This window comes from Bradyrhizobium sp. Pha-3 (genome assembly GCF_042258325.1).
Lineage (GTDB): Bacteria > Pseudomonadota > Alphaproteobacteria > Rhizobiales > Xanthobacteraceae > Bradyrhizobium > Bradyrhizobium elkanii.
Map to the genome: position 1 here is coordinate 1247502 of NZ_CP170151.1, position 26650 is coordinate 1274151.

Consider the following 26650-nt stretch of genomic DNA (forward strand, 5'->3'; position numbering starts at 1 on the left):
AGACCCGTCGCAACGTCGGTAAATACGCCGCGGCAATATCGTGGCTGGGTTTCGATCGTCAGGCGTGTAAGCGCTGCAATTCCGCTTCGGCTAGTTCGACCAATCGGGTGAGCCGTTGGCGATGTTCTGCAGCGAGATCCTGTGCTTTGAAAAGTCGCCTGCAATGCTCGATTACTCTGCGTTGGGCTCTCAACCATGAAGGATCGGACCCTGGGGGGCCGCTCAAATACGAGCGTCTCAGGCGGGAAACGGACGCTGGTCAGTACGCCAGACATGATCGAATAGCGAGGGGAGCCGGCCGGGGGATGCGATCATCGCAATCGATCGAGATCGCATCCCGGTGAGTGAAATGAAACTAGCTGATTGCTGGTCTCTCCCTATTGCGGTCTTTCGGTATAAGCTTGATTCCCGATGGGTCCAGGGTCGGTGAAAGGAGTATGTCGACCTTCAACGTGTTCACACCGGCGCCCCGCGTCAACCAGGGCATCGAATCCAGATAAGGGATCGGCGGCAGCGCGATTGTCCCGAAAACCTGCCCCGACTCCGGCTTGCTGCGCGGGCCATCCACCCCCCAAACCGCAGCGACGGCAGGATCAGGACCGCTGTCATCGAGGCCGTGACAATCCCGCGGACCACGCGCTGTCCGAAGGCTTGTTTGCGGTTCTCCGCATGAGCGGAGACGATGGCTTGATCTCTGATCATCTCATCCTCCAATCGGTCGAATACTGATCCAGGCGATCGTGAGAAGGCTGAGGGCGAACATGAGCCAATGCATTACAGTCGCCCCGCTCTTGCGCGATCGAGATTGCATGCGTGTGCTCATCTGGGTCTCCTTGTGCTTTGCGTTCCTTTCTCTTTTGCTTAGTGGATGGGGGCCCGGCCGGTGGCGGCCGGGCTCGATCTGGACTAGAAATCCATCGGCGGCGCTGCGGGCGCCGGCTCGGACTTCTTCGGCTTCTCGGCGACCAGCGCTTCCGTCGTGATCAGCAGCGCGGCTACGGACGCCGCATCCTGCAACGCGGTGCGAACGACCTTGGCGGGATCGATCACGCCTGCCCTCGCCAGGTCCTGGTATTCGCCGCTGGCGGCATTGAAGCCCCAATTGTAGCTGGGGTTTTCAAGCAGCTTACCGACCACCAGCGAGCCGTCTTCGCCGGCGTTCTGCACGATCTGCCGCGCCGGCACCTGGATCGCGCGGCGCACGATGTCGACGCCGGCCTTCTGGTCGGCATCCGCGGTCTTGATGCCATCGAGCGCCTTCAGGGCGCGCAGCAGCGCGACGCCGCCGCCGGGCAGGATGCCTTCCTCGACCGCCGCCCTGGTCGCGTGCATCGCGTCGTCGACGCGATCCTTGCGCTCCTTGACCTCGACTTCGGTCGCGCCGCCGACGCGGATCACGGCGACGCCGCCGGCCAGTTTCGCAAGCCGCTCCTGCAGCTTCTCGCGATCGTAGTCGGAGGTCGTCTCCTCGATCTGCATCTTGATCTGGGTGACGCGGGCCTCGATGTCCTTCTTGGACCCCGCACCGTTGACGATGGTCGTGTTCTCCTTGTCGATCACGACCTTCTTGGCGCGGCCAAGCATCTTGAGCGTAACGTTCTCGAGCTTGATGCCGAGATCTTCCGAGATCGCCTGGCCACCGGTCAGGATCGCGATGTCCTCCAGCATGGCCTTGCGGCGATCGCCGAAGCCCGGCGCCTTCACGGCCGCGACCTTCAACCCGCCGCGCAGCCGGTTGACGACGAGGGTCGCGAGCGCTTCGCCTTCGACATCCTCGGCAACGACGAGCAGCGGCTTGCCGGACTGCACGACGGCTTCGAGCAGCGGCAGCATGGACTGCAGGGTCGACAGCTTCTTCTCATGGATCAGGATGTAGGGGTCTTCGAACTCGACACGCATCTTCTCGGCATTGGTGACGAAGTAGGGCGACACATAGCCGCGGTCGAACTGCATGCCTTCGACCACCTCGAGCTCGGAATCGAGGCTCTTGGCTTCCTCCACGGTGATGACCCCGTCGTTACCGACCTTCTGCATGGCGTCGGCAAGAAAGCGGCCGATCTCGATATCGCCATTGGCCGAGATGGTCGCGATCTGGGCGATCTCCTCGTTGGTGGTGACCTTCTTGGCATGCGCCTTCAAATCATTGACGATGGCTTCGACGGCAAGATCGATGCCGCGCTTGAGATCCATCGGGTTCATGCCGGCGGCGACGGATTTCGCGCCTTCCTTGACAATGGCCTGGGCCAGCACGGTCGCGGTGGTGGTCCCGTCGCCCGCGAGGTCGCTCGTCTTGGAGGCGACCTCTCGCACCATCTGCGCGCCCATGTTCTCGAACTTGTCCTCCAGTTCGATCTCCTTGGCGACGGTCACGCCATCCTTGGTGATGCGCGGCGCACCGAAGGATTTCTCGATCACGACATTCCGCCCCTTGGGGCCGAGGGTGACCTTGACCGCATTCGCCAGCGTATCCACTCCCCGCAGTACCCGGTCACGGGCGTCTGTGGAGAATTTCACCTCCTTGGCAGCCATGTTCGTTGCTCCTCTCTCCTCAATGACTGTCGGCTTCGCAAGTTGTGCTCAGGCGGCCTTCTTGACCGAGCCGGTCTTGTCGACTACGCCCAGAAGATCGCTTTCCTTCATGATCAAATAGTCCTCACCGTCGATTTTCACTTCAGTGCCTGACCATTTGCCGAACAAGACCCGGTCTCCCGGCTTGACGTCGATCGGGATCAACTGGCCCTGCTCGTTTCTGCCACCGGGGCCAGCGGCGATAATCTCGCCTTCCTGCGGCTTCTCCTTTGCGGTGTCGGGAATGATGATGCCACCGGCGGTCTTTTCCTCGGCATCGATGCGGCGCACGAGCACGCGGTCGTGCAGTGGGCGGAAATGCATGCGCATCCTCCATGTCAGTTCAGCGATGTCCAAAAACCGGGTCCGGGCAACCGGCCCCCGGGCGAAAACGACGTAGGATCCGAAAAACGGCCGTTCAAGAGGTCTTTGAAAAATTTTTGTCACTCCGGCCGTTCGAGTGCCAACCGCGGTTTGAACGGCCCATTTGGCTCGACCAGTTAATCGGAAAGCGTCTTGCATTTCTTGGCCTTCGCTCCGCACCTGACCGCAGTTTGAGGCGTCTGCCCAATGTAGAACACCACCAAGAACCACGAACATGGACGACTATCGCGACCTGGGGATTGCTGGTCTGGCGGTGCTGTGTGCAAGTCTCATGTTGGTCGCCGGCCTCCTGTTCATTCTGGGTTCGACCGATGGGTCAAAACCGGCGGAGATTGGCCCGCCAAGCCCGCAAATCGCTGCATCGAGTCCTTTGGAAATGGCGCCGGCGAAGCACCGTTCGATTGCCAATTTCAGATGAAGGCATAACCGAGACGTGGCGACGGGATGAAGCACCGGCGAGATAAACGCATGGTCTGCTAACCGATATCGAACTTAGCTCCGTTTGGGGCTGCGCTCTTCAGCGGTTCAGGACCCAAAGGACCAGGCTGAGCACCGCGCTCAAAATCAAACACGTCATCAACGGGAAATAGAACGTCATACTTTCGCGTTCGATCACGAAGTCCCCGGGCAAGCGACCCAAACCAATCCGGCTGAGATAGGGCCACAGCAGGCCCGGCCGCCAAACTTACAACGCCGAGAGTAATCAGAAAGCGCGACATCGTTGCCGATCCTCCGGACGTGAAGTTCAAAGTCGTTACGGAAAGCCATGGGATCAGCGCTGCTTCTTTTCCTGCTTTCGCTTGGCCTTCATCACGTCCGCTTGAGTGCGATAAGCCTTTGCCAAGTTCAAGAGGCTTTCAGAGATTTCCGCATCAGCGGTCACTCTCGCCTCCGCTCGGCTTTGTCGGCCTGCTTGCGCAAGAATTTGGTTGCCTTTGCCATGGCGAACCCCGCACCGCGAATGAACATCAAACTCTGACTATCCTTCAAGATCCATGATCACGCTACCTCTGTTTCGCAAAGATAGGCGAGGCGCCTCGCCGTGAGCAGGCCGACCACCGCTCGAAGTCAGCCTGCCTTTCTGTCGACATGCTCGAAGGATGCTGCCGTAATCTGCGGCTCCCCGAGATCGAGTAGCGCGTCGATCACTCCTGGAGATGGGAAGGCGTCCCCAGCAAGTTGCCGTTCGAGTACTCCGTCTCAATCTGATAGGCATCAAGAGCCCAGCGCCACAGGATGTCGCGCTTTCGCGTCGGCGACAGATTGCTATCCAGCAGCACCTGTTTCGGATCTGCGTAGCTCTCGGCAGGTTCAGCTCCAGGCCCGAACCCGTGGCGCATCATCTCCGGTCCAAGTGTCCGCTCGGCCCATTCCGGCCGCCGGCGGCGCTGCTGGCTGGCGGCTCGGCCCTCAACCTCGGATTGTCCGAAACCAGGCGCGGCTTCGACCCCTGCGCCGCCAAGCCGTGCACCCTGTATTGCAGACCGTGGCGGCGCGCATATGTTATGGCGGCTTCGGCGGACGGGAACGAAAGTTCGACCTGAGAGAGAGTATCGTCATCGCCGGTCCAACCCATCAGGGGTTCGATGTACGGGGCCGAGTGGCGCTCGAAACGCAGCGTCCAGCGCTGGGCGCGCGCACGTCCCGAAGTCATCGGCGAGGGGGCAGGCTTGTAGATCACGGCCTGCGCATCCGCCGGAAATACCGACTTCGTCACCGGCGTCTCTGGAACGGGCCGACGCGCCGCAAAGTCCGAACGAGCCGATAAACGCGCGATGTTCATGAACGCCTCCTTCGAACCAGGCGGGCGGGGGGCGGCCCCCCGTCCGCTTCATCTTACTTTCCGTTGATTGCGATCCTTTTCACCTTGCGCTGTGCCGCAGCTGACTTCGGCAGCGTGACGGTGAGGATCCCGTCCTTGAAGGACGCGGCGACTTCATCCTGCTCGACGTCGTCGACTGGAATGCGCCGCTCGAAACGCCCGTAGTGGCGTTCGCTGAAGCGACGCTCCTTGTCTTCCGCTTCGCTCTTCTTCTCGCCGCTGATCGTCAGCACGTCGTCGGCAAGTTCGACCTCGACGTCTTTCTGCTCGATGCCGGGAAGCTCGACGATAACCTTCACCTCCTTGTCGGTCTCGTTGAGCTCGACGCTGGGCCACCCCATCGCCGCCGGCGGGGCGAACCGGCCGATATCGACGCTGCGGGATACGTCGTCGAATAGCCGATTCATCTCGCGATGCAGCGAGAGAAACGGGTTATCTCCCCCGGTACGTCGCGCAGGCAGATTGCGGGGGTCGCGGTTCCATGGAATGAGTTCGCGTAGTGCCATTTGTGGTCCTCATTTCTTGGTTTTGATCGTCAATCGACCAGCCGCGCAGCGGTTCGCTGGCTGCCAGCCAGTCTCAGGCCGCCTGCGTCCGATCGCTCTTCTGGTGGTCATTGCCGGCAACGTCGATCGCGATTTGACGTGGCTTCAGCGACTCCGGCACTTCCCAAGCCAGGGTAATCCTGAGCAGGCCGTGTTCGAACGTCGCGTTCTTGACCTGGACATAGTCGGCCAGGTTGAATAAACGACGGAAGGGCCGGACGGAGATTCCTTGATACAGGTAGTCGCGTTCGTCCTCGTCGGTCTTGCGGCCTTCGACCGTGAGCGTCGAGCGCTCTGCGGTGATCGCCACGTCGTCCGGGGTGAAGCCAACCAGCACCAGCGAAATCCGGTACTGGTCCTCGCTGGTGCGCTCGATATTGTACGGCGGATAGTGTCGCCGTTGTCTACCGTGTCGTTCACCCGGTCTAACAGGCGGTCGAACCCGATGGTCGAACGCCAAAAGGGTGATAGATCGTAGGTTCTCATACCACATCCTCCTCTGAGCAATATGGATAGGAGCAACATCGGGTTCTGCCCGATGGCCTCTGCCGGACCCGAAGAGGCATCCGGCGCCACGCTGCGCGTGGCCGCAAAAAAAACTAGGATGCGGCGATTTTGTTTCAAGGGGAGCGTAAGACCCGAAAAGCGGCCGAAGTAACAAAGTATAGGTTCGCATTCATCACCGCGATGACCCAGCAGTTATGGGAGAACGATCGATTGCGCTCCTGCCATCCTCTCGCGGAGCGGAGCAGCGCCCACGCAAAGCAGACTCACGTAGTCGCGTGAGCGGCCTAATGTCAGTCAATGCCTTCGCGCCGGACGCTGAAGATCGAGGATGCCCTCCTCGTCTACTGCGAGTTCATCGCCCTCCAGATGTCGAAGAAGTAGCGTTTCATCGTTCGGAAGAAATTAGGTTGCACTGCGCTAGGGGCCTTGGCGGCGACGCAACTGCGCGGCTCCCAACATGAGAGACATGGAGATAAAATCACAAATCGAACGTCCCTCCAATCGACATTCTGTTCAAGCTCAACACCGTCCTTTCCAACTTGCCCGCCTAGGTCGAGCGTTCTTTGGATCCTTCTGGCTCGTCATTGTTGTCAATTTGGGATTGGAGGACTCTTGATTAGTGCTCGACCAAATGCGCCGATCATTGCTGCCGCCTCATGATCTCCACGATCATCGAGAATGCGATGAAGCGTCTTTGCACTCTCTTGGAATAGGGTCAAAAGCGATGGGTCCCGTTCGCACAAGACCCCTGCGATACACAGCGCAAGGGCTTCCGTACCCATCTTCGCTTGAGCTAACGGATCTGCTGCCATCTTCTCTTGCCTTCATCGACAGTTTCGCGGTGGTATACCGTCGGAACCCCGGACTCAGTTTGTGTGACGACGCTCGCTCTTGGAGGCGATCAAGCCCTTTAATTCCTCGACAAGACGCCGCCTGATGAAGTTGCGTTCGGCGTCAGTCAGTTGAGTGTCCAACAGCCGCCGGTACCGCCGAACATTTGCTTCGCGTGTCCACCGAGCATCGGCGCGAGATATTCTCAACGGCCGACGCCGCCTCGTCGCAGCATGCCGTTCCGGATCGGAAACAGCGCAAACAAGTTTGCTGAAACGAGGCGGCGGCATCGCCATTCCGCCGCGAGGCGGCGGGTCATTCTCCTCGTCCAAACGCTTCAGCGCGGCCAGGATGTCGGCAAGGCACAACCTATGTGGGATGCCGGGCACCTCCCGAAGAGCCGGCTGGGACTCGACGGCGTACATATCCGACGCCCAGGACGAGAGGATGACGCGTTTCTCGTCTGTCGAAAGCCGAGCATCTTGCAATACATCTCCGGGTGAATTGTAGTGAGATACCGGATGGAAAAGGGGATCAATGATGTTGGCATTCCGATTGACATGGCTCATGTCGTGTCTCCTATTTCTCCTTTCGTCCAGAGACGGGTTGATACGAGTTTAGGATGAGGTCGGCGACGTTTACGCGCCACCGACCTCAGATGTCATTTGCTATTGATCGCAATACGCTTGACGCTCGATCTCGATTGCTCGGACTTCGGTAGCGTGACGGTGAGGACGCCGTTCTTGAATTCGGCTCTCGCCTTGTCTTCTTCGACGCCATCAAGCGAAATCTGTCGCTCGAAAGATCCGTAGTATCGCTCGCTGACGAACTTGGAATCGTCGTTGCGTTCGGCTCTCCGTTCACCGCGAATCGAAAGGACGCCATGGGCGATTTCAACCTGAACATCCTTTTCGCTAAGGCCGGGGAGTTCGGCAGAAACCGCGACCTCCTTGTCGATCTCACTCAGTTCCAGGCGCGGCCAGCTAAACCGACCTTCCATCAACGGAGTGTTGACGCGGCCGAATGAGTCGAAGCCGCGGAAGGCGTCATCGAACAGGCGGTTCATCTCGCGGTGGAGAGCGAGAAACGGATCGAACTCCTCGCGTCTGGTTGAGAGTTCTTGACTTTTCGTCCAGGGAACAAGATCCCGAATACCCATGATTCCTCCTTGACTTGACAAGCAGGTGGTTAGCGCGGACGCCTATTGTCCCGCGCGTGATTGACATGAAGCGGGCTCAGGCCGCCTTCTGCGTGATCTGTCCGGCAGGAGTGCCGCTTCCGATGGCGATGCGTCGAGGCTTCATGGCCTCGGGGATTTCGCGCACCAGTTCGATCCGCAGCAGACCGTTGTCGAACATCGCGGTCTTTACTTGGACGTAGTCGGCAAGGTTGAACCGCCGCTTGAACGGGCGCGCCGAGATTCCCCGATAGAGGAATTCGTGCTGGTCGTTGTCGCTCTTGCGCCCCTCTACAGTCAGTACGTTCTGCTCGGCCGTCACGGAAATCTCATCCTGACTGAAGCCGGCCAGTGCCACCGAAATCTGGTAACGGTCCTCGCCGAGTCGCTCGATGTTGTAGGGCGGGTAATTGTCTTCGGACCGATGCTGGGTTTCGTCGAGAAGATCGGAGAGGCGGTCGAATCCGATGCTCGAACGCCACAGGGGAGTGAAATCGTATGTCCTCATAGCCAAGTCCTCCTGAGAGCAAAATGGATACGAAGGAGCGCAAGACACACGGTGCAAGACACCTGTCCGGCGCCCTGTTCGCTCTGCCGAGCCCAACCTGGCGCCCGGCACCCGCCCGAAGGCGGCAAAAATCCAATTAGAAAAGCGGCATTCAGTTTCAAGGGCAGCTGGAAAAATTTTTGGCTTCCGGCCCGCGTCAGAACCAGCGGACCGGCTTGCGCTCAATGGGCAAAGCTGAGCCGCCCAACTGATTGTATTCCCTGGCTTTGTCTCGAATTTCGTTCGACGTCATATGCCGGATTCGGTCATGCGCGACAATGGCAAGGGTCGGACGATCAGCCCGCATAGTAGCCTCGGCGGGAAGCTCTCCAGCCGGTTGCGCGAGGGTTTTCCTGCCCGTCGGAGTCCCTGCCGGCAGCTGGCCGTGACAGAATCTCAGCCCGCCAATCCGGGCAATTCGCTCCGAAGGCCCGTCATTATGAAGTTCACGCCTATCGCCGCTACGATGAGCGCCATGATGCGGGTTATGACGTTAATTCCGGTCTTTCCCAGGAATCGCTCAATCGCCGCTGCCGACCAGAGTGTTACCCCAATCAGTAATGTTGCACTGATCGAAGCCGCGGCAAGCAGGGCCTTCGATAGCCAGCCAGGATTATCATTGGAGAGGGTGATGATGATGCTCACTTCGGCTGGGCCGACCAGCAACGGGAATGCAAACGGCGTTATCGCCATTCCATGAATATCCACCTCACTGCGGTCCACTCCGCTGGATGATTGTATGAATTTCCCATACTGGGCCTGAAACATCTCGAGCGCGATGACCAGCGCGAGCAACCCACCCGCGATACGGAAGTCGTTGAGACCGACGTTGAAAAAACCCAGGATCTCCTTGCCGAGCACGGCCGCGCCCACGAAGAAAACCGCGACCGCCGTGCAGGCCAAAACGATAATGCGATGGATATTCGCGCTTCCGGCTTGCCGCGTGATCGCCAGAAAGATTGGAATGGCCCCGACCGAATTCGTCAGCGCGTAGAGCAGCATCGTGATTCCGATGAACTGATTCCAAAGCATGGTCGTGGTCCACCGCGGAGAAGCCGCGCCCCGCACCCCTCAATCCCTTTCGATGGCAATCTGCGACTCAGCCGCGAGGCCAGCCAGCGAACTCATCATCGTACGACGCAACGCTTCGTCTGAAACGTCAGCGGATTTCCATACGATGATCCGTGGCGCCTCGCTACGACCGGTCCAAACGAGGCTGTATTTGCGGATCAAGCCGCCCGACTTGATGCTTTCAAGTGCCTCAGTGAGTAAATCGTGAAGCTGCGCCGTCATGACGAGATCCCTGGCGAAATGCCTACCATCAGCACTCCAGGTCAGTCGATTCCAGTCCGTAACATCGCGCGAGCGAGCTCGAGTTCACTAATTGCCTGGCGCAGCGCCGTGCGGGCCGCGCTTTTGTCACCGTTCGCGCAGGCGGCGTTCAGCTCGGCAAGGTACTGACGAGCCCGCTCAGCGTGCGTCGCAAGATCTCCGGCACCTGCAAAGCTCGATCCCCGTTTCGTGTCCATAGTCAATTGCCTCCGACCGAAGATCCGTCAGCAACGTGAAGCTTGCTCACAAAGACGATAGGAGCAAACTCGGGCATTTCAAGGTTTCTCGCCCAAGGCTCCGGCCTGGAGAGCTAGTCGCGGGCACGAGCCTCTGGCTGCCAGGTCATCGATCGCAATGGCACGGCTGCTGAGCCCGCGCCGCACGGGTAGGCTCAGCACTCTGTGTTCGGATTCGTGAAACTCAGCGAGTAAACGTCCTCTATGACGCGACGCTCGACGTCTAAGCGGTGTTCGATTGCAAACCACTTGAGATCACCGAACCCGAAATCCTCGCAAACGGCTCCTTCTGGCGAGTAATGGTTCGGGGGCTGCCTCATATGCCGTTGAGGCTTCCGTCGCAGATCCGGCACTGCTGGGCCTTTAGGCACGCCATGACGGTCGCCAATCCGCCGAGCGCAAAACGCACTAGATGTTCGTAAGGCCGTCCTTGCTTGAGCGCGGATAACTTGAATGGACAACCATGACCGTCACCCGATCACGGCTTGCTTAAGGCTGATCGCCACCGCAAGCCAGATCGCGAGGGCGGCGAGGGTGGCCTTCGACGCTGACCAGTCAGCCCGTATCAGCAACTCTCAAACAACCAAACTATAAGCTGGCAGCGCGATCGAACCGAGGATCATCGAGCGTCCTTCGATCGCAACATAGTCACCACCATGTTTCCAGAAGGTAAGGCCGAGCGTTGCGAGTGCAACGGAGGGCGCGGCACTAAACAACCCTGCGAAACTCTTGGCCGCAATACGTCGCCTATGATTGCAAACAGGGAGACGACCAGACCGCCAAGCAGAAAACGCAGCGCGGAGTCCACCGCTCCTCCTTGCTCATGGCTCCGAGGGCAATCCCGGCATCAGCAGGTCGTCACCGGCACTGCATCGGCAAGCCAGGCCGACTATCGAGCCAAACGCTTGATGGTTTTTGCCGCACGGCCGGGGCCATGCCATCCGAGAAATTTCAGATCCTTGTTCTCCAGCGCATTCGTCGCCCGAGGAAATTGCTCGAGATCGTCGCGCGCATGGGAAGGGAGCTTACGGATATCCCTGAGATCTGTTTCGAGCGGGGAGCGAACTGGCACTGCAAATACGCGGTCATTCCGCTCCTTCTTGCCCTTGCCTTTCTGTTCGACTTCAAGAATGCCGACCGGGTGACAGCGCAGCACGACGCCCGGATAGGTTTGCGTCATGCAGGATCAGCACGTCCAGCCGATCGCCGTCCTCGGCCTTCGTCGAGAGAATGAAGCCCCAATCGTAAGGATAGGTCAAACCCGCCATCAGCGGCTTCGCTAGAGCAAAAACGCCAAGCTTGGGATCGAAATCGAGCTTGCACGAGCTTCCGCGTGGCGTTTCGATAACGGAAAAAATATTGTCCTTGTCGGCCCAACTCGGCAGTTTTGTCAAATCGGTCATGGCGACCGTCAACTACGAATTGGTGCAGACAGAGGAAATGGGCCTGGCGAATTCTCCTCCAGACCGGCGGCGATCAAGCGGCGGTGGAGGCCTTCTTGTTGACGCCCTTGCGCAAGGCAACCGTGTTCAGCTTGGTGTTAGCCGCCTTCTCTTCGTTCAGGTTCGTGGTCAGGAAACGCACGATATCGTCGTGGCCGAGTTCTTCCGCCCAGGCAATCAGGGTACCGTAGCGGCAAATCTCGTAATGCTCGACGGCTTGCGCGTTGGCCACGATGGCCGCATCGAGCACGGTCTTATCCTCGATCTCGCCGGCTGTTTCGTCCGCCTCCTCGATCAGACCGTCGATCGCGGGACATTGCGCTCCGCTCGGCGCCTTGCCGAGCTTCTGGAAGGCCTTCTCAAGACGCTCGATCTGCTTGTTGGTTTCCTCGAGATGATTTTTGAGCCCGGTTGCCAGATCACGGTTGGTCGCCTTCTCAATCATTTTGGGCAATGCCTTCGTGATCTGTTGCTCGGCGTAATAGATGTCCTGAAGCCATGCAGCAGGAGGTCATCCATCGTCTTGATGTCTTTTGTGAAAAGTCCCATAGCGTTGCTCCTCGCTCTTAAAGCGAGGGAACGCACGCTCGAGGCGCTGGTTCCTATGCGCCAACTGTCGCAACTAATGCCGCGCAATTCGTATGCCTTCCACAGGCGCGCCTGGGACAAAAGGAACCTTGCTACCAAGCAATCGTTTTGCTTTTTTGCGGAGTTTTTGCATGGTCAGCACCTCGCTCTGGATGGAGACAGAAATCTTGCCGGAGGCGGGTGCGCTCAAAGGCGATGCACATTGCGATGTAGCCATCGTCGGCTCAGGGATTGCCGGGCTCTCGACCGCCTACGAACTCTGCAAGCGCGGCCAGTCGGTCATCGTTATCGACCGCAAGGGCATCGGCAGCGGCATGACGGCGCGCACCTCGGCGCATCTGGCCCCTCTTTGCGACGATCTGATGAGTGAATTCAAGAAACTGCGCGGCATTGAAGCCGCCAAGCTATTCTACGAAAGTCAGGCTGCCGCCGTTGATCGGATCGAGGAAATCCAGGCAAGCGAGAACATCGCCTGCGACTTTCTTCGTGTCGATGGGTATCTCTTTCAGGGCAACGGCATGCCGGCCGATGTACTCGATGAGGAATTGGAAACGGTTCGCGCTGTCGGCGCGCCGGTTCACCGACTGGTCGGAGTGCCGCTCAAAGGCTGCGAGGAACGCCACGTCCTGCGCTATCCGCGGCAGGCAAGATTCCACCCCCTCAAGTATCTCGCTGGACTTGCGGCAGTTTGCGAGCGCAGCGGCGTCCGTTTCTTCGCCAATAGTCCCGTCGAAGAGGTTGCGGGACATGACAGCGCCGTCACGCTGCGAACCGCACACGGGCAGATCACGGCCGGTCATGCCGTGATCGCGACCAATGCCTCGATTGCCGACCGCTTTCAGCTTCATTCAAAGGTCGCCCCCTATCGCACTTATGTGATTGCTTTTGCGATTGCGCGCGGTGAACTTCCGGACGCGCTTTATTGGGACACTGAGGATCCCTATCACTACGTGCGGCTGCAAACGGAGTCGGATGATCATGATGCCGTTCTTGTCGGCGGCGAAGATCACAAGAGTGGCGCGGCCGATGATGCGGAGAAGCGTTTTGCGCGGCTGGAGGGCTGGGCGCGCGAACTGATCCCCGCGCTTGGCAAGATCACGCACCGCTGGTCAGGCCAGGTTCTCGATACGATCGACTATGCGGGCTTCATCGGCCGCGAACCCGGCAGCGAGCGCATCCACCTCGCGATGGGCGATTCAGGTCAAGGGTTGACACATGGTGTGATGGGCGCGATGCTGAACACGGCCCTTATTCTAGGCGGGGATCACGCCTGGAAGTCCGTATATGCGCCGGATCGTAAACCTCTCGCGGCCGTCAGGAATTTTCTGCGCGAGAACCTGACCATCTTGCAAAATCTCGCTGAGTATGTAGCTCCCGGTGAGATTACCTCGCTTGAGGAGCTTGAGCAGGGTAGGGGCGCCATCCTGCGTCGGGGTCTCGAGAAGGTCGCCGCCTACCGGGACAAGGGCGGTGAACTCCATCTTCATTCGGCCAGTTGCACCCATGTCGGTTGTCATCTCCACTGGAACAGCTTTGAGACCTGTTGGGACTGTCCGTGCCACGGCTCGATTTTTGCGCCCAATGGGCAACCGATCAATGCACCGGCCGTGTCTGCCTTGCGATCCCTGAAGGAGTAGTAGTGGACGACGATCGGTTCGAGCAACGCGGCGGTAGTTTGCCAGGCCGCTTGATCGCGCTGTTGTCTATGATGGAGGACTATTGACCGAACTGGCCCGCCAGGGGCGGCTGGTCGAAGAGATCGTAGATCAGTGAACAGTGCGACTGTGGTTGCTGAACCGAGTTCCGTGATGTTTCCGATATTGGCTGGTCGGCGATCTCCTGCTGTGCGGGCGCAGCGAACCGTTGCGTGCCTATGAACCGCTCACCCCGGCGTAATTCGAGGCGCCAGCAACCGCACAATACGCGCAGGCGTTCGCCAAGCTCGAGGCCGACGCTTCGGCCATGCCGGCCTTGGCCGCGCTGGTCGGAGTGCATGCCGACGACCCCTCGCTGGCTTTCACCTCAAGCGGCTACTCAACGGAGCGAAGGGCCCTCGCATACAACTCGGCTAGGCCGTGGACGCTCCACCGGCTCCCGGGGCAATGCAGGCTCCCCACGCTTGCTGCTCGACGGTGGCTTGTGGACTTGAGCCGGCCATCGCGGTGGCCTTACTGATATCTACAGGACTATGGAGTTCCCTACGTGGTTCGCCGCAAGCGGTGCTTGGTGCTGCATAGTCATGGGCAGAAGGGTTCGTATTCCATAATTCCCGATGGGCGAATCCGGACCTATGACGCCTGTGCCTCAGGGCAATTCAGTTTGCATTGGCTTCGAGTAGTCGGCGGCCGGCGACAGCAATCAGTCGATAAAGAGAGGCGGCAGACTTAATGCGGCCCTCTCTCTTTGATTCAGCAAAGTCACCACCAGTGGCGGTGATGATGCCGCCAACCGTAGTGATGGCCCCGGTACCAGCCATAGTGACGACCGCGGCCCCAACCGTAATGATGGCCGCGACCGACGTGATGACCCCAGCCGTGTCCATGTCCCTGTCCGCCTCTGACCTGAATGACTTCACCGTCGGCGCTACCCAGTGCATGTGGCGTTGCCATCGGCATGGCTGACGCCGACAACATCGGCGCGAGCGAAAAAGCACAACCGATAAATGCGATTGCCAAGAGCCTGTTCATTAAGAGTGTCCTCCCTTTTTTGAGCGATAACCAAGCAGATTATCATTCGCGTGTTGTAATGCTCCGTGAACGGTGCGTTCACCTACGGTTCATGATGCTGCGCCTCGGCGCACTCGTATAGCCTACCAGACGCTTACAAGAATGGCGGTCGGGACCTGGTGAGCGATATTAATGAACGTCGTTCGGATCATCCAGTTGGTTGCCGGGGCTCACTCTGGAGGACTAAACGAAGCGCACAATCATCGCCCTTTCTGCAGCCTGCCTTATGGCTTCGAGTACCGCCGTATTCGCGCAGGGAGTCTCGAGCAAGTCACCAGGTCATGAGATGCAGGACAAGGGCTCCAAAAAAGGTAACCCCGGTGCTTCAGGCTATTCGCCTGGACAGGAGATGCAGGCAAAAGGCTCGAAGGCTGGCAGCCCCGGAGCATCGGGATACGCGCCTGGTCAAACGACTGGGTCCAGCTCTGGAATGAACTCAGGTGGTTCGACCAGGTCGAAGTAACCGGTTTGCGGGTCGTCTCAGCGTTCGGCTGTGGCGACCCGCGTTACCTTGGCCTAGGACCCGCGGCGCGGTGGCAAACGTTAGACCAAGAAGCGTTGCTCTGAGCCGCATCGCGGCTTCGCTGCGGTTCGTTTCAACGGCAACGTCGACAGCGTAACGGCCTTCCGCGATGAGCAGAATGCTGTCTTCAGCAGGATCCCAGGGGCGGTTCTTTGGCATTGTGATGCAAATCAGTCTTTGAGGCAATTTCGTAGTGGCGAGCCTTCTCCAGCAGCGCGTCTCTGACTGGACCGGACGGAAGAAGAGCGGCCTGTCTTCGCACTTCCTGTGCGCACTCAGCGCTGAGTTCCTGTTCTTTCGTCACCGTTCGCCTCCAGCTCCTTGCGTACAGACGCGGCCGAATTCCCGACTTTATCGATGACCATACGAAGCTCCTAGTTCGAGACACCGAGCGCGTGAGCCCAGCATTTCGTCTGGGCAGGCGCATGCAGCTTGATCTTCGAATGCTCGTATCCGTCCGGCAAAGGCCGCCTTGCCGAATGATGCGTGTTGTTGAGAACTGTCCTTATGGACAGTGATAGGCGCAGTGCCCAAGTCGAACAGCTTGAGGTGGTGGACACGGGCCGCCGGCGGCGCTGGTCCGAGGATGAGACGCTCAAGATCGTCCTGGAGAGCTTGCAGGCGCCGCGCCAGGTCGCGGCAACAGCGCGTCGGTATGGCGTTTCGCACTCATTGCTGCTGCGATGGCGACGCTCGTTTCGGCCGGAGCCAAAGGATGCGGCCAATCAGCCTGGCTTCGTACCGGCGATGGTGGTCGCGGAATCAGGTCCAACGCCTTGTCCAGTCGCGCCGGCCAGCAGCGGCGGGTCGATCGAGATCGAGTTTGCGACCGGAGTTCGGATACGGATCATGGGTGCGGTCGACGCGGCGACACTGAAGGCCGCCGTGGCAGCGCTGGCAGATGGACGGCCGCGGTGATCCCATTGCGTTGGACGTGCGGGTGTGGATTGCGACCAGCCACACCGATACCGGATCATCCCGCCAAGCGCATTGACGAACTTATGCCCTGGAATTGGCGATCTCAGAACTCACCCACGCCGCATAGCGCGATCATCTTCTGCCTAAAACAGCCTAGCCGGGGCCTTCGCCGCATGCGTACGGCTGTACTCGGCATGGAACACCTGCATCTTTGGCGGCGAACTGGCGGGCCATCTCGGGCGGAATTTCAGGTTATCGGCATGCCCGGAAGATAGGTATCCGGGACCGATTGTGGTCGCTTTTGGGAGTGGCCTGTTTTGGAAGTGAGCAATTTTGCTCAGACACCACGTTGCGGGTATGCAATTCATGAATCACCGGGGTTTTGCAAACCCACCCGGGGCTGGGAAGCCGCTGCCCGCGACACATTAAGCGGGTGGCGTTTTTCCACATACGGCAAACTTGATCGCCCCGCCCACCTTCCTAATAGAAACGGCCCCAGCGCGTTGGAACGAACGCTGAGGCCGTCTCACTGCGCCGCTGAGTGGATCTAATCCCCGTCCTTAGCTCGCCTCCTGATGATCGTTAGTCGCGCGCTCACCGCAGCCTCAGTTCGTCCTAGCCTTTGGGCGATCTCCCGCTGCGTTAAACTTGTCTCTCGAACCAATCGTAACAATCGCTCCTCATCCTCTGGTGACCACGACTTCGCAGGCAATACGCGCTCCGAAATTGCAAAAGAAACGGCCCCAGCACCTTTGGGGGCCCGGTTGGCCGGTGCTGGGGCCGGTCACTTGATCCGCCGATTTATCTCTTGGAGGTGTCGGCAGCCTCGATACTGCGTTACCCACTGATCCTCGTGCAATAGCGCGCGTGCAACAGTGTCCTAGTTCCACGCAAGGAGTGCCCTAACTAGGACAGCACCTCCGGGCCGGTCTTACGAATCCGCAGCGGATGCCCCGGTGGTGGGTGCACGGGGCCTTGCCTTGCACGGTAGGGGTTCTCAGCTTGGATAGAGCCGAGACTTGAAATAAAACTCTCTTCGGCAATCTGGTCAGGGGACGGGAAAAAGCGGCAAATTGTCTCGTCAGGAATCACATGAGTTATTTTCGGGACCGCACGTCGTTTGGGATGATCCAAACGACGGGGCAGGTGAATTTCATTTCGTATTTTTTCGGCCCTAGTAACGGCGATCGCTGCCACTCGGTGGACAGCGGTTCGGCGATCCAGATTGGCCCCAGCATGATCCGGATGCTGGGCCTTCTTTTGAACAGCAACCAAGCGCGTGCAGTGGCGTTGATCGCCGTGTTCGGTGTCGCACCGCTACCGGCGCTGAGACGCCCAGCTACACATTGGCCTCAGCTTTCATAGCTGGGCCCGTTTCTTTCCGGGAACAAGCAGCAGTCCACGAAGTTTAATTCTCCGCTACGATGGAGTGGGATTACTTACGGCCCCAGTGCTCCCCCCGGCCCTGGGGCCGTCCTTTCCAGGTCGACCGTGACGGAAGAACACCGCGATTGGACTCTCATCGCCGTATTCCTGGGCATTGCCGCCGCAGTGCTGATACTTGATGTTATGTTCTAAGCCTTGACGACTATTCGAATAGGTCTTTCCCGGACTGCGGTCATTCTCACGAACGTCCCGCTCTCGTGATACTCGAACCAGCCCTGATCTTTGGCGTACTGCACGCCTGCCCAATATTCCGCAGGCGTCGCCTTATCCTGGAAAATCATCGGATAGTTGATCTTCTCGATGTAGATTCTGCCATCCTGAATCGGTTCGAAAGCTCGAGCGTGCTCCATGATCCTGCGGGAGCTTTCTCGGGGTCGGAGTAGGGGCCGTCACCGACGAATTTCATTTCTTATCTTAGGTTGGCTTGGACGGGGCAGGGACGCGATTCTCCATTCGTTATAGTCGTAGAGCCCAGCCCAGTGATGAACAAGCTTTCCGCATTGCCGGCAATCGAAGGTCCCGGAAATATTGGTATGGGTTGCGCTTCGTTCCTGGATCGCTGAATAGACGATGCCGCAGCCAAGGCAGGTGAAATGAACGGTGACGGGAGGCGCCATAATGCCTCTTTAACAATCAAGCTCAGTCAGCGTTCCTCAGATCGGCCGAACCGTCCTTCCGCGTCCTCTTGAGATCCGCCTAGCCGCCTAATCGCCATTCGCTAGTTCTTCGGGTGATATTCGGCGATCTTTATAGGACCGTGCCACAGTTGGACGGTGCAATCCTGCGACCGGGCTTCACAGAGGCCAGCATCCAAACATGCGCGCCCGATATGATTGGGGCACTATGGCTGTGTGCGCCTGGATGGTGCTGACCCTGCTGGCGCTCATTGCTGTTTTTTGGCCCAGGCTTCACCGCGGATCGTCACGATTGAACGGACCCGTCACAGATCTTTAGCGCGTTCCCATCCTGGCCTGCGGGAAGTGAGGCCGTACATCGGCGCCGCGCCTGCCGCAAGCCATGCAGGTGAAGTGGGGCTCGAGGTCGGACAGGCGCGCGCGATCCGGCCACTGATCGACCTTGTCCGGCGGCAGCTCGACGGAATGGCTGCAGCGATGGTCGGAGCAAAAGACGAGGAGGCCGCGGGCGCCGGGCTGGCGCATTTCTCCCAGGGTGATCTTGGACTCAGCCATGGCGGGCACCGGCCATGACGATGGGGCGGAGAAGGGGGACACCGGCTCACTCATCTTGTAGATTGAGTGCTGTCTCCGCGGATGAATTCGCGAAGTTTTTGCACCATCTCATTGGCAGTTTTTTGATTGATCAGAAAGTCGTAGTGCCCGACCGGGGTCACGTGAATATGCCAGTCTCTGAATCATCGTCGATTGCCAGCACTCCGGAGGCATGAACTTGGATATCCTCCAAGTCGTTAGTGAAGTTGAGCGCAGGATCGTTATTTTCGTTGTTTGCCATCTGCGCAGGCTATCAGAACACAGCGCGCGAGTCTCAGGTCTATGGCCTTCGAAACGGCACCACATCCCCGTCCGCCGCTCGAATTGCTACCCTTGCTCTCTCAAGCGCATCGAGCCTGAGCTTTAACAAGCGTATCAGCGACGCCCTGACGGTCTAGCTCGCGGACGATTGCCTCGGTCACCTTCATCAATCGCTGTTTCAGCGTCGGTCATGTGCATGGGTTATGAGGGTGGGGCGAAGGAAAAAAAGCAGTTGGGAGATGGGCGGGGACAGGCCCGGCCATCCCTGTCGGCTGGTCAGTTCAACTTCTTCGGCGAAACGTAAGAGATCAACTTAGGCAAATACTCGAGTGTCGTGCCGTACAACGTCGAAAGCCGTCATTACGGATTCAAACACCAAGCGCCAATCGCTTTGCTCTAGCGCCTGAAAGGCCGTCAAGAAGGTCGGCACCAGTCGGAAGCGGGTTGAGCGTCGGCCCTCGGCCGCGCTGTTTGGGTCGTTGTGATCCCGCAGCTCCTCGGCAATGATATCGGCTGGCTTGCGAGCGTGGACCATTGGGCAACGACACAGGTGAAATTGAAAAGCGGGCGAGCGTGCTGAGCCCCAAATGGCGCAATGCCTGAAATAATTACATGCCGACGTGACGTGGCCCGCTAGTCATCTGGAACGCAAGTTCGTCACATTAGTTGATAGCTCGAATCTTTGTAGAGGAGAGCGCTTGTGGGGAATGCAGGTGCGAAAGGCCGGCCGATCGCGCCGTTAGTGCTCAGTCCGCAGGAGCGCGCAGCCTGGTTCGAGCGGTGCCGCGCATTGTTTCTCCGTCCATCTCAATGGCGATTTCAAATTGATCGTCGTATTGCCGTGTCACTTTGAACGTGACACCTCTGTGAACGAAAGTGCTCGGCATGGTTGCGATTTAGCAAGCTTTAATCCAGTCCCTGCACCGGGAAGCTACGGGAAATCGTCCCGCTGCAGGAATAGACCTATGCTAAATAAGCGGAAGTTTTTCCTGGCAGGATTCACACGGGTTATTTTCGGACCGACGCGTCGTTTGGGATGATCCGAACAACGGGCAAGTAATTTTCATTCCGTGTTTTTTCGGCCCTATTCCGACGATCGCTGCTACTCGGTGGACAGCGGTTCGGCGATCCAGCTTGGCCCCAGCATGATCCGGATGCTGGGGCCTTCTTTTGAACAGGAACGAAGCGCGTGCAGGAACATTGGTCGCCCTGTGCCGCACCGCTACCGGCACGAGACGCCTAGCTACACACTGGCCCCAGCTTCACCGCTGGGGCCGCCCCTTTCTTATTACGCGTTAGGAAACTTGCTGCGACAAACTAAGATGCGGATTCCGCTCGATGTCGCCCAGCATTCCGAGATGATCTCGCCCACCATTCCGATTTGATGTCGCCCACCATTCCGGGATGATGTCGCCCGGGTGACGAGGCCTCTTCTGGCTCCCATAGGGTCAACCCTTTCGGCTTTGCGAAGGGGGACCCTGGATGCCGACGGAGAGGCTTGCGATGCGCCGTGTGCGCGATGTGATCAGGATGAAGGCGGCCGGGCTGCCGAGCCGCGAGATTGCGCGACGGGTGGGCGCGGCCCCCTCGACGGTGCGGCTGACGATCCGGCGGTTCGAGGCTACAGGCCTGGCCTGGCCGTTGCCCGACGAGCTCACGGACGCGGGCCTGGAAGCCCGCCTGTTCGCCAAGACCGGCCACGGCAGCCGGCATGGGCACCGTCGCGTCGTCGAGCCCGACTGGGCGGCGGTGCACCGCGAGCTCAAGCGCAAGCACGTGACGCTGTCGATCCTGTGGGAGGAGTACATTGGTGCCGAGCCCGGCGGATACCGATACTCGCGCTTCTGCGAACTTTACCGCGCCTGGGAGGGCCGCCTGTCGGTGACGATGCGCCAAGCGCATGCGGCCGGCGACAAGCTGTTCGTCGACTATGCCGGCGACGGCGTGCCGGTCGTGGTCGATCGCCTCACCGGTGAGCAGAGAATGGCGCAGATCTTCGTCGCCGTGCTCGGCGCCTCGAGCTTCACCTATGCGCAGGCGACGTGGACGCAGGGGCTCACCGACTGGATCAGTGCCCATGTCGGCGCCTTCGCGGCGATCGGCGGCGTGCCGGCGCTGCTGGTGCCTGACAATACCAAGGTCGCGGTCATCAAGGCGTGCCTCTACGACCCGCAGATCAATCGCACCTATGCGGAAATGGCGGCGCATTACGGCACTGCCATATTGCCGGCGCGTCCGCGCAAGCCGCGCGACAAGGCCAAGGTCGAGCAAGCCGTCCTCGTTGTGGAGCGCTGGCTCCTCGGCCGCCTGCGCCATCGCACCTTCTACAGCCTTGCCGAGGTCAACGCGGCGATTGGCGAGCTGCTTACGAGGCTGAACGAGGAGCGGTCGATCCGGCGGCTCGGCGTGACGCGCCGCAGGCTCCTCGAGGAGATCGACCGGCCGGCGCTCAAGCCCTTGCCCGTGAGCCGTATGTGCTCGCGGAGTGGCGGATCCGCCGCGTCAGCCTCGATTACCACGTCGAGGTGGAGAAGCATTACTACAGCGTCCCGCATCGCTTTGTGCGCGCCGAAGTCGAGATCCGGCTCACCGCTCGCACCGTAGAGATCTTCCACAAGGGCGAGCGGATCGCCGCGCATCAGCGCATGAGCGGCAATCACAAACACACCACCGTGCCGGAGCACATGGCGTCCAGCCATCGGCGCTACGCCGGCTGGACCATCGCGCGTATCCGCCAGGACGCTGCCGCGATCGGGCCGGCGACCAGCGCGTTGTGCGACCTCATTCTCGACGAGCGCTCGCACCCCGAGCAAGGCTTCCGCGCCTGCCTCGGCATCCTCAGGCTCGCCGCATCCTATGGGCGCGAACGGCTGGACGCCGCGGCTGCGCGGGCGATCGACATTGGCGCGCGCACCTACGGCTCGGTCAAGTCGTCCCGCTCATCAGCGCTCCGCGGACGATGCGCCGATCCTGCATGCCAACATCCGCGGACCGCGCTACTACAATTAGGAGACCATCCTTGCTCACTCATCCGACCCTCGACCGCCTCAACGCCCTCGGCCTCCACGGCATGGCCAAGGCCTTCGCCGACATCGAAGCAACCGGCGAGGCCGCAAGCCTCGGCCACACCGAATGGCTCGCGCTGCTGCTCGAACGTGAAGCCTCGCTGCGCCACGACAAGCGGCTCGCCACCCGCCTGCGCTACGCGAAGCTACGCCAGCAAGCGTGCGTCGAGGACATCGACTACCGCACCCCGCGCGGCCTCGACCGCCCGCTGTTCGCCAAGCTTGTCGAAGGCCGCTGGATCGACGACCATGCCAACCTGCTGATCTGCGGCCCGGCCGGCGTCGGCAAGAGCTGGCTCGCCTCGGCGCTCGGCCACAAGGCCTGCTGGGACAATCGCTCCGTGCTCTATCAACGTGTTCCGCGGCTGTTCGATGACCTCGCTCTCGCGCGCGGCGATGGCCGCCATCCGCGCCTATTGCGCGGGCTCGGCCGTGTCGATCTGCTGATCCTCGATGACTGGGGGCTCGAGCCGCTCGACGCCGGTGCCCGTCACGACCTCCTGGAAATCCTCGAAGATCGCTACGGTCATCGTTCCACCATCGTCACCAGCCAGCTCCCCGTGGACCAGTGGCATGTGCTCATTGGAGATCCCACCTATGCCGACGCCGTGCTCGATCGCCTCGTCCACAACGCCCATCGGCTCGACCTCACCGGCGAGAGCCTGCGCCGAACCCGGCAATCCGCCCGAAAGGCTTGAGCCCGTGACGCTGTGGACATGCCGCTGCGCTTGGACAACGCCAAGGCGTTGCCCACATGCCCACAGCAACAGCAGCAGAAAACAGGAGGTTCAAGCCGCGATTCCAGGTTGACCACGCGGCTCGCCCAATGCCAGAGAATCCACCGGCCAGAACGCCTCGCCCCCGGGCGAGATCAAATCGGAAAGGTGGGCGACATCGTCTCGGAATCCCCGGTACACCCGGGCGACTTCGTCGGAATCCGCAACTAAGACACCCAATCGCATCGGGAAGGCGTAGCAATTTCTGACACTGGTGTTAGCTTTGGAAACTGCGGGTCACGCCCCGATTCATCATAGGGACAACTGGCCCCAGCGCCGGCCTCTAGGCCCCCAGAGGTGCTGGGGCGTTTTCTTTTGGGCTCCCGCGCGGAGGCGCGTTCGTGACCCCGGAATTTTACGGAATCCACGTCTGCGGCATTTGGCGCTAATTTTGTCTTTGCCGGGGCTAGATTTCATCCCGAAGCAATTTTCAGATGTCCGGTAGAGGGGCCGTCTCGCGACACGGCCCCTTTTCATTTAGCCCTCGCTGAGGCCGATTCTTTGGGGCGGCAAACAACCCAGCCAGGTCCGGTGATTTGCGGCGTCGCTAGTGTTTCAATTGCTTGCTCGGGCGATTCCGGGTCACCTCGGTGGCTGAAGCTCGGAGGATCGCAGCCACTCGCTTATATGCGAGCCGGTCTCGGCTTGTCGGGCTTTCTTCAAGAGGGATGCCCGCTCGGGGCCGGGTGCGAGAACGCCAGCTAGCTGACGGAGGCGTATCGCCTCGTCAGCAAGACGCTCTTCTAACGATTGAGTTTGCTTGAAACGGCGACGCTTGATGATCATCGGGCGTCTTTTCCATTCGAGGAAGGCGGGAGCGCGGTGACAGCGATCTCATCACCGATAGGTGCCATGGGTCGGGCGGTGATGAAGATATTAAACGCCATTAACGCCCTTGGCTCTGTCTAGAAGTGCACACACAGCGGCGGAAATAATACGGCGGTGAGCCGGAGAACGAATGGCGCCTCATGCAACCTGATGGGGCCAGAACATCTGATGGGCCGCCGCTTTCGGTTTATCGGCACGCCCGGAAGACAGGTATCCAGGGCCGGATTTCCGAATCTGCATGGCCCCGGTGTGGCGCTTCTCCGGGGCTTCGCCTTGTGCGGTAGGGGTTCTCGGCCTGGAGAGAGCCGAGCAATAAATTCAAACTCCCTTCAATGGCGGCGTCAAGTGCCGGGAAAAAGTGGCAGTTTCCGAAGACGTCTGCCAAGCCTGGATCATCGGGTCACGCCGCGATTTTTGATTGACGCATACGAAAAACTCCCATCACCCCCGGCCGCGCGCCGGGGGCTTTTTTTGAGCGCAGGTGCTAACGGGTTTGTTCACCGGAATACGGAACTCCGTTCACCCACGGAGAACACCGAAACAGGCCAACACTTACCGACCGGTGCCGTCCTAATTCGGACACGGTCAGCTGAGATTTTAGACACTTGTCAAGTCGAGGTAATCCGGGAGAGCGGTCTGTATTGCTAACGTTCCCCGGTAGACTTCAGGACGCTCTCAGCTGGATCGCGCGTTGGGGATGCGGTCGGGGCGAGGATCGCATCCTGAAAGAAGCCCTGACGCGCTAGTCCCCGTCGGGGCTTCTTTGCTGGTTACGAAGCCTCAGAATGTCGAACGCCGCCCGCTTAAAATGCATGCGGACGGCGTCGGCTCTAGCCCCAGAAGGATCTGCAAAATCCTGGCTAGAGTAAGTCTGCACGAAGGGTTAAAAAGTTTAAGACCCCGAAGAGGTAGCCGCCATAGGAACGGCCGCGGCGCGCCCGCAGTTGTCGCACGTCCCGCGTGGTCTGTGCTAACCACGCTGTGACGCCAAGTGTAAACTCGGCCCCGGTCAGTCCCCTCACTGGGGGCCGTTTCTTTATTCGTTTCGGTTTGAATCCCGCTGATCCAAGAGCCGCTTTAGGTCGCTCTCGAATAATGCCAGCGCCCGCTCAAATTGATCGAGCAGCTCCCGAGCCTCTGCCTCATTGTAAGTCTAGCCGCAATTCGCTCGCGCCGGTTCGCCACAACGCGGCGCCCATCCTCAACGTGCTTTTTGGCAAGTGTTATCTGTTCATCCAAGGTAGGCATGAGCTCTGGCCTGCAAAGCTTCCGCTCAGTTCGCCTACAATATCACGCGAAAAGTCGCTTCCAGCCGGCAGTATCCTCACGAAGGTCCCGCTTTCGTGGTATCGAGCCACCCCTGATCCTTCGCGAATTGCAGGCCGCCCCAATATTCGGCCGGCGTCGCCTTGTCGTGGTCGATCATCGGATAGTTGATCTTCTCGATGTAGATCCGGCCGTCCTGGATCGACTCCAAAGGCGCGGGCGTGCTCCATGATCCGGCGCGCGGCTTTCTCCGGGTCCGCCCCACGGCCTCCTCCTTCATTTTCATCGTCGAATTCCATCGCGCCTTTGCGCGGCGTAGATGTGGGGGGTGTGAATCTGGCTTTCGGGGCCGGTGGCTATCAAAAGTCGCGCCACAGGGACAGCGCATCAGCGACGGCGGCTGTTGAGAAGGCAGTTTTTCGCTGCGGTCCCACATCGCCTGCTTGCGCGCGATCCAGTCGCGCTGATCGCGCGAGGCCTGGAAGGCCACCTCGGTCATCGTGCCATCGAGTGTTTTGTGTGACGTATGTTCTGGGGCCGCCAGGAAACGCGCTGCTCCACCCCAGCGATGAAGCGCTCTACGTTTGCCCACTGCTGAATGATGTGTCCAAGGTGCTCTTGGCTGTCTTTAATAGACTGCTGTGCGCGGCGCTTGACCAAAGATTGTCGAAATAACTTCGGGGCCGCTTCCCGCGAGCCTCATCAATTGTGCCTCGCGTCAGGTGCTCTCCACGGGGAGCTAGCGTCACGCGATGACCAGCAGATTCGATACCGCAGAAGAGATCGTTGGCAAATCTGAGCGCCTTATCGAGACTGTCCTTCGAGGTCGTTATATCGACCAGGAGCTTTTTGTCGGGTTTTAAGTAGCTGCTCTTGAACAACCCCATTATGCCGTCGTTATTGAGCGGCCTGCAGTGTTCGAGGTGCTCTTTGGCACCTCGGATCAGAGTATGAGCGTGCGGGACCCGGAGTTTAGTCTGCGTCGGCGGATTTTTTCCGCCCCGGGGCCTCGCCCAATAGCTTTGCTTGGGTCTGTGCGATGCCGTGAGTGTTGCACATGCTAGTCACGGAGCCACGAGAGACACCTAACTCCTGCGCAACCTGGGCCAAAGGTTTTGACCAAACCAGCTCCGACAGTACTTCTTTGGTGATCATGTCGTATTCCAAGGATGGGCCCCGGCACGAATGCTCAAGCGGACTAAGCGGTGACGCAAGTCAGGACTGCCGGTTTGCCCACAGCTCTCTGGGACGCCTCCCCAGGGCTGGATGAGCCGGATTGCCATCAACTCGGCGCAGCACAATGCTGAACTGCCTGCGCGCGTTGTGGCGGCGGTGAAGGATGAAGGGGGCTGGCTTAGCCCAGCTAGAGCCGCGAGCCGGGCGCTTGCGGCGGTAAAGCTCGGTTGGCGGTGGGCTGGTTCTGGCTGCCTCAATCAGCCGCAGCACACGAACGTTTTTCCTGTTGGGCCTGTTTTGATCGTGATTGAGTATCTATGTGATGGCTATCATCGCCCCGCCTCTGGCATCTATCGGTGACCGAGAGAATTTGCGCTCCCGCCCAACTGGACAGGAGCACTGCCATGGAAACGCGACGTCGTTTCAAGCAAACATGACACTCGAATATCGTCTAACC

At 59.6% G+C, this 26650-nt stretch carries 19 protein-coding genes and 6 pseudogenes; 7 read left to right on the forward strand and 18 right to left on the reverse strand.

Annotation, left to right across the window (positions count from 1 at the left end; translation table 11 throughout):
• Positions 1 to 906: 906 nt before the first annotated feature.
• A complete protein-coding gene (gene groL, locus ACE10X_RS05955; RefSeq protein WP_253592920.1) occupies positions 907 to 2529 on the reverse strand; it encodes a chaperonin GroEL in 1623 nt (540 codons plus the stop codon).
• Between the two features lie 48 nt (positions 2530 to 2577).
• Entirely contained in the window at positions 2578 to 2892 is a 315-nt protein-coding gene (groES, locus tag ACE10X_RS05960) for a co-chaperone GroES (RefSeq protein WP_038387843.1), read from the reverse strand.
• Between the two features lie 274 nt (positions 2893 to 3166).
• Between groES and ACE10X_RS05965 the strand changes: the two genes are divergently transcribed.
• Positions 3167 to 3370: a hypothetical protein gene (locus ACE10X_RS05965; RefSeq protein ID WP_038387833.1), complete on the forward strand. Its 204-nt coding sequence runs from the start codon at positions 3167 to 3169 to the stop codon at positions 3368 to 3370.
• Between the two features lie 99 nt (positions 3371 to 3469).
• Here ACE10X_RS05965 and ACE10X_RS05970 read toward each other — a convergent pair whose 3' ends face one another.
• From ACE10X_RS05970 to ACE10X_RS06030, 13 genes and pseudogenes are all read right to left on the reverse strand, one after another.
• Positions 3470 to 3568, reverse strand: coding sequence for a DUF2905 domain-containing protein (locus tag ACE10X_RS05970; RefSeq protein ID WP_244435994.1), 99 nt, complete (start codon positions 3566 to 3568; stop codon positions 3470 to 3472).
• 529 nt (positions 3569 to 4097) lie between these two features.
• The gene (locus tag ACE10X_RS05975) at positions 4098 to 4295 is read right to left on the reverse strand and encodes a hypothetical protein (RefSeq protein ID WP_375764085.1); all 198 of its coding nucleotides are present in this window, start codon (positions 4293 to 4295) and stop codon (positions 4098 to 4100) included.
• Positions 4292 to 4735, reverse strand: a complete 444-nt coding sequence (locus tag ACE10X_RS05980) for an ETC complex I subunit (RefSeq protein ID WP_244435993.1) — start codon at positions 4733 to 4735, stop codon at positions 4292 to 4294. The genes ACE10X_RS05975 and ACE10X_RS05980 overlap by 4 nt, the downstream gene beginning before the upstream one ends.
• Before the next feature lie 53 nt (positions 4736 to 4788).
• Positions 4789 to 5280: an Hsp20/alpha crystallin family protein gene (locus ACE10X_RS05985; protein WP_038387831.1), complete on the reverse strand. Its 492-nt coding sequence runs from the start codon at positions 5278 to 5280 to the stop codon at positions 4789 to 4791.
• A gap of 73 nt (positions 5281 to 5353) precedes the next feature.
• Positions 5354 to 5805, reverse strand: a pseudogene (locus ACE10X_RS05990) (Hsp20 family protein).
• Positions 5806 to 6692: 887 nt separating this feature from the next.
• A complete protein-coding gene (locus tag ACE10X_RS05995; RefSeq protein ID WP_162832445.1) occupies positions 6693 to 7226 on the reverse strand; it encodes a hypothetical protein in 534 nt (177 codons plus the stop codon).
• Between the two features lie 92 nt (positions 7227 to 7318).
• Entirely contained in the window at positions 7319 to 7816 is a 498-nt protein-coding gene (locus ACE10X_RS06000) for an Hsp20/alpha crystallin family protein (protein WP_244435992.1), read from the reverse strand.
• Between the two features lie 76 nt (positions 7817 to 7892).
• Positions 7893 to 8342: an Hsp20 family protein gene (locus ACE10X_RS06005; RefSeq protein WP_253592917.1), complete on the reverse strand. Its 450-nt coding sequence runs from the start codon at positions 8340 to 8342 to the stop codon at positions 7893 to 7895.
• A 435-nt stretch (positions 8343 to 8777) separates the two neighbouring features.
• Positions 8778 to 9413, reverse strand: a complete 636-nt coding sequence (locus tag ACE10X_RS06010) for a MarC family protein (RefSeq protein ID WP_085970792.1) — start codon at positions 9411 to 9413, stop codon at positions 8778 to 8780.
• A 39-nt stretch (positions 9414 to 9452) separates the two neighbouring features.
• Positions 9453 to 9674 carry a hypothetical protein gene (locus ACE10X_RS06015; protein WP_038387827.1) on the reverse strand — a complete coding sequence of 74 codons (222 nt, stop codon included), beginning with the start codon at positions 9672 to 9674 and terminating at the stop codon, positions 9453 to 9455.
• Positions 9675 to 10419: 745 nt separating this feature from the next.
• Positions 10420 to 10757 (reverse strand): annotated as a pseudogene (locus ACE10X_RS06020) (DUF3147 family protein).
• 81 nt (positions 10758 to 10838) lie between these two features.
• Positions 10839 to 11352: pseudogene (locus ACE10X_RS06025) on the reverse strand (inorganic diphosphatase).
• A 73-nt stretch (positions 11353 to 11425) separates the two neighbouring features.
• Positions 11426 to 11940 (reverse strand): annotated as a pseudogene (locus ACE10X_RS06030) (ferritin-like domain-containing protein).
• 170 nt (positions 11941 to 12110) lie between these two features.
• On the opposite strand from ACE10X_RS06030, the gene ACE10X_RS06035 reads away from it, so the two are divergent.
• On the forward strand, positions 12111 to 13616 hold the full coding sequence (locus tag ACE10X_RS06035; protein ID WP_038387825.1) for an FAD-dependent oxidoreductase: 1506 nt from the start codon (positions 12111 to 12113) through the stop codon (positions 13614 to 13616).
• Positions 13617 to 13806: 190 nt separating this feature from the next.
• Positions 13807 to 14051 (forward strand): annotated as a pseudogene (locus tag ACE10X_RS06040) (adenylate/guanylate cyclase domain-containing protein); the annotation flags it as partial.
• Positions 14052 to 14293: 242 nt separating this feature from the next.
• Here ACE10X_RS06040 and ACE10X_RS06045 read toward each other — a convergent pair.
• Positions 14294 to 14521, reverse strand: a complete 228-nt coding sequence (locus ACE10X_RS06045; RefSeq protein ID WP_193375447.1) for a hypothetical protein — start codon at positions 14519 to 14521, stop codon at positions 14294 to 14296.
• A 71-nt stretch (positions 14522 to 14592) separates the two neighbouring features.
• Between ACE10X_RS06045 and ACE10X_RS06050 the strand changes: the two genes are divergently transcribed.
• Both ACE10X_RS06050 and ACE10X_RS06055 read left to right on the forward strand, forming a co-directional pair.
• Positions 14593 to 14787, forward strand: a complete 195-nt coding sequence (locus tag ACE10X_RS06050; protein ID WP_038387824.1) for a hypothetical protein — start codon at positions 14593 to 14595, stop codon at positions 14785 to 14787.
• Positions 14788 to 15735: 948 nt separating this feature from the next.
• Positions 15736 to 16146: a transposase gene (locus ACE10X_RS06055; protein ID WP_038388897.1), complete on the forward strand. Its 411-nt coding sequence runs from the start codon at positions 15736 to 15738 to the stop codon at positions 16144 to 16146.
• 2396 nt (positions 16147 to 18542) lie between these two features.
• On the opposite strand, the gene ACE10X_RS06060 is transcribed toward ACE10X_RS06055, so the two are convergent.
• Complete coding sequence (locus ACE10X_RS06060) at positions 18543 to 18782, reverse strand: hypothetical protein (RefSeq protein WP_051003419.1); 240 nt, start codon at positions 18780 to 18782, stop codon at positions 18543 to 18545.
• Between the two features lie 1803 nt (positions 18783 to 20585).
• On the opposite strand from ACE10X_RS06060, the pseudogene istA reads away from it, so the two are divergent.
• Together istA and istB are read left to right on the forward strand one after the other, a co-directional pair.
• Positions 20586 to 22091: pseudogene (istA, locus tag ACE10X_RS06065) on the forward strand (IS21 family transposase).
• Positions 22092 to 22101: 10 nt separating this feature from the next.
• The gene (gene istB / locus ACE10X_RS06070; protein ID WP_253592911.1) at positions 22102 to 22845 is read left to right on the forward strand and encodes an IS21-like element helper ATPase IstB; all 744 of its coding nucleotides are present in this window, start codon (positions 22102 to 22104) and stop codon (positions 22843 to 22845) included.
• 2230 nt (positions 22846 to 25075) lie between these two features.
• Here istB and ACE10X_RS06075 read toward each other — a convergent pair.
• Positions 25076 to 25516, reverse strand: a complete 441-nt coding sequence (locus ACE10X_RS06075; protein WP_193375470.1) for a hypothetical protein — start codon at positions 25514 to 25516, stop codon at positions 25076 to 25078.
• Positions 25517 to 26650: the final 1134 nt, after the last annotated feature.

Bases quoted from the DNA above. Each gene is read 5' to 3' on its own strand.
- groES (WP_038387843.1), bottom strand. From the start codon at position 2,892: ATGCATTTCCGCCCACTGCACGACCGCGTGCTCGTGCGCCGCATCGAT.
- ACE10X_RS06005 (WP_253592917.1), bottom strand. From the start codon at position 8,342: ATGAGGACATACGATTTCACTCCCCTGTGGCGTTCGAGCATCGGATTC.
- ACE10X_RS05985 (WP_038387831.1), bottom strand. From the start codon at position 5,280: ATGGCACTACGCGAACTCATTCCATGGAACCGCGACCCCCGCAATCTG.
- ACE10X_RS05995 (WP_162832445.1), bottom strand. From the start codon at position 7,226: ATGAGCCATGTCAATCGGAATGCCAACATCATTGATCCCCTTTTCCAT.
- ACE10X_RS05975 (WP_375764085.1), bottom strand. From the start codon at position 4,295: ATGATGCGCCACGGGTTCGGGCCTGGAGCTGAACCTGCCGAGAGCTAC.
- ACE10X_RS06050 (WP_038387824.1), top strand. From the start codon at position 14,593: ATGGCTGACGCCGACAACATCGGCGCGAGCGAAAAAGCACAACCGATA.
- groL (WP_253592920.1), bottom strand. From the start codon at position 2,529: ATGGCTGCCAAGGAGGTGAAATTCTCCACAGACGCCCGTGACCGGGTA.
- ACE10X_RS06010 (WP_085970792.1), bottom strand. From the start codon at position 9,413: ATGCTTTGGAATCAGTTCATCGGAATCACGATGCTGCTCTACGCGCTG.
- ACE10X_RS06060 (WP_051003419.1), bottom strand. From the start codon at position 18,782: ATGGCTGAGTCCAAGATCACCCTGGGAGAAATGCGCCAGCCCGGCGCC.
- ACE10X_RS06045 (WP_193375447.1), bottom strand. From the start codon at position 14,521: ATGGACACGGCTGGGGTCATCACGTCGGTCGCGGCCATCATTACGGTT.
- ACE10X_RS06000 (WP_244435992.1), bottom strand. From the start codon at position 7,816: ATGGGTATTCGGGATCTTGTTCCCTGGACGAAAAGTCAAGAACTCTCA.
- ACE10X_RS06055 (WP_038388897.1), top strand. From the start codon at position 15,736: ATGGACAGTGATAGGCGCAGTGCCCAAGTCGAACAGCTTGAGGTGGTG.
- ACE10X_RS06035 (WP_038387825.1), top strand. From the start codon at position 12,111: ATGGTCAGCACCTCGCTCTGGATGGAGACAGAAATCTTGCCGGAGGCG.
- ACE10X_RS06015 (WP_038387827.1), bottom strand. From the start codon at position 9,674: ATGACGGCGCAGCTTCACGATTTACTCACTGAGGCACTTGAAAGCATC.
- ACE10X_RS05980 (WP_244435993.1), bottom strand. From the start codon at position 4,735: ATGAACATCGCGCGTTTATCGGCTCGTTCGGACTTTGCGGCGCGTCGG.
- ACE10X_RS05965 (WP_038387833.1), top strand. From the start codon at position 3,167: ATGGACGACTATCGCGACCTGGGGATTGCTGGTCTGGCGGTGCTGTGT.
- ACE10X_RS06075 (WP_193375470.1), bottom strand. From the start codon at position 25,516: ATGACCGAGGTGGCCTTCCAGGCCTCGCGCGATCAGCGCGACTGGATC.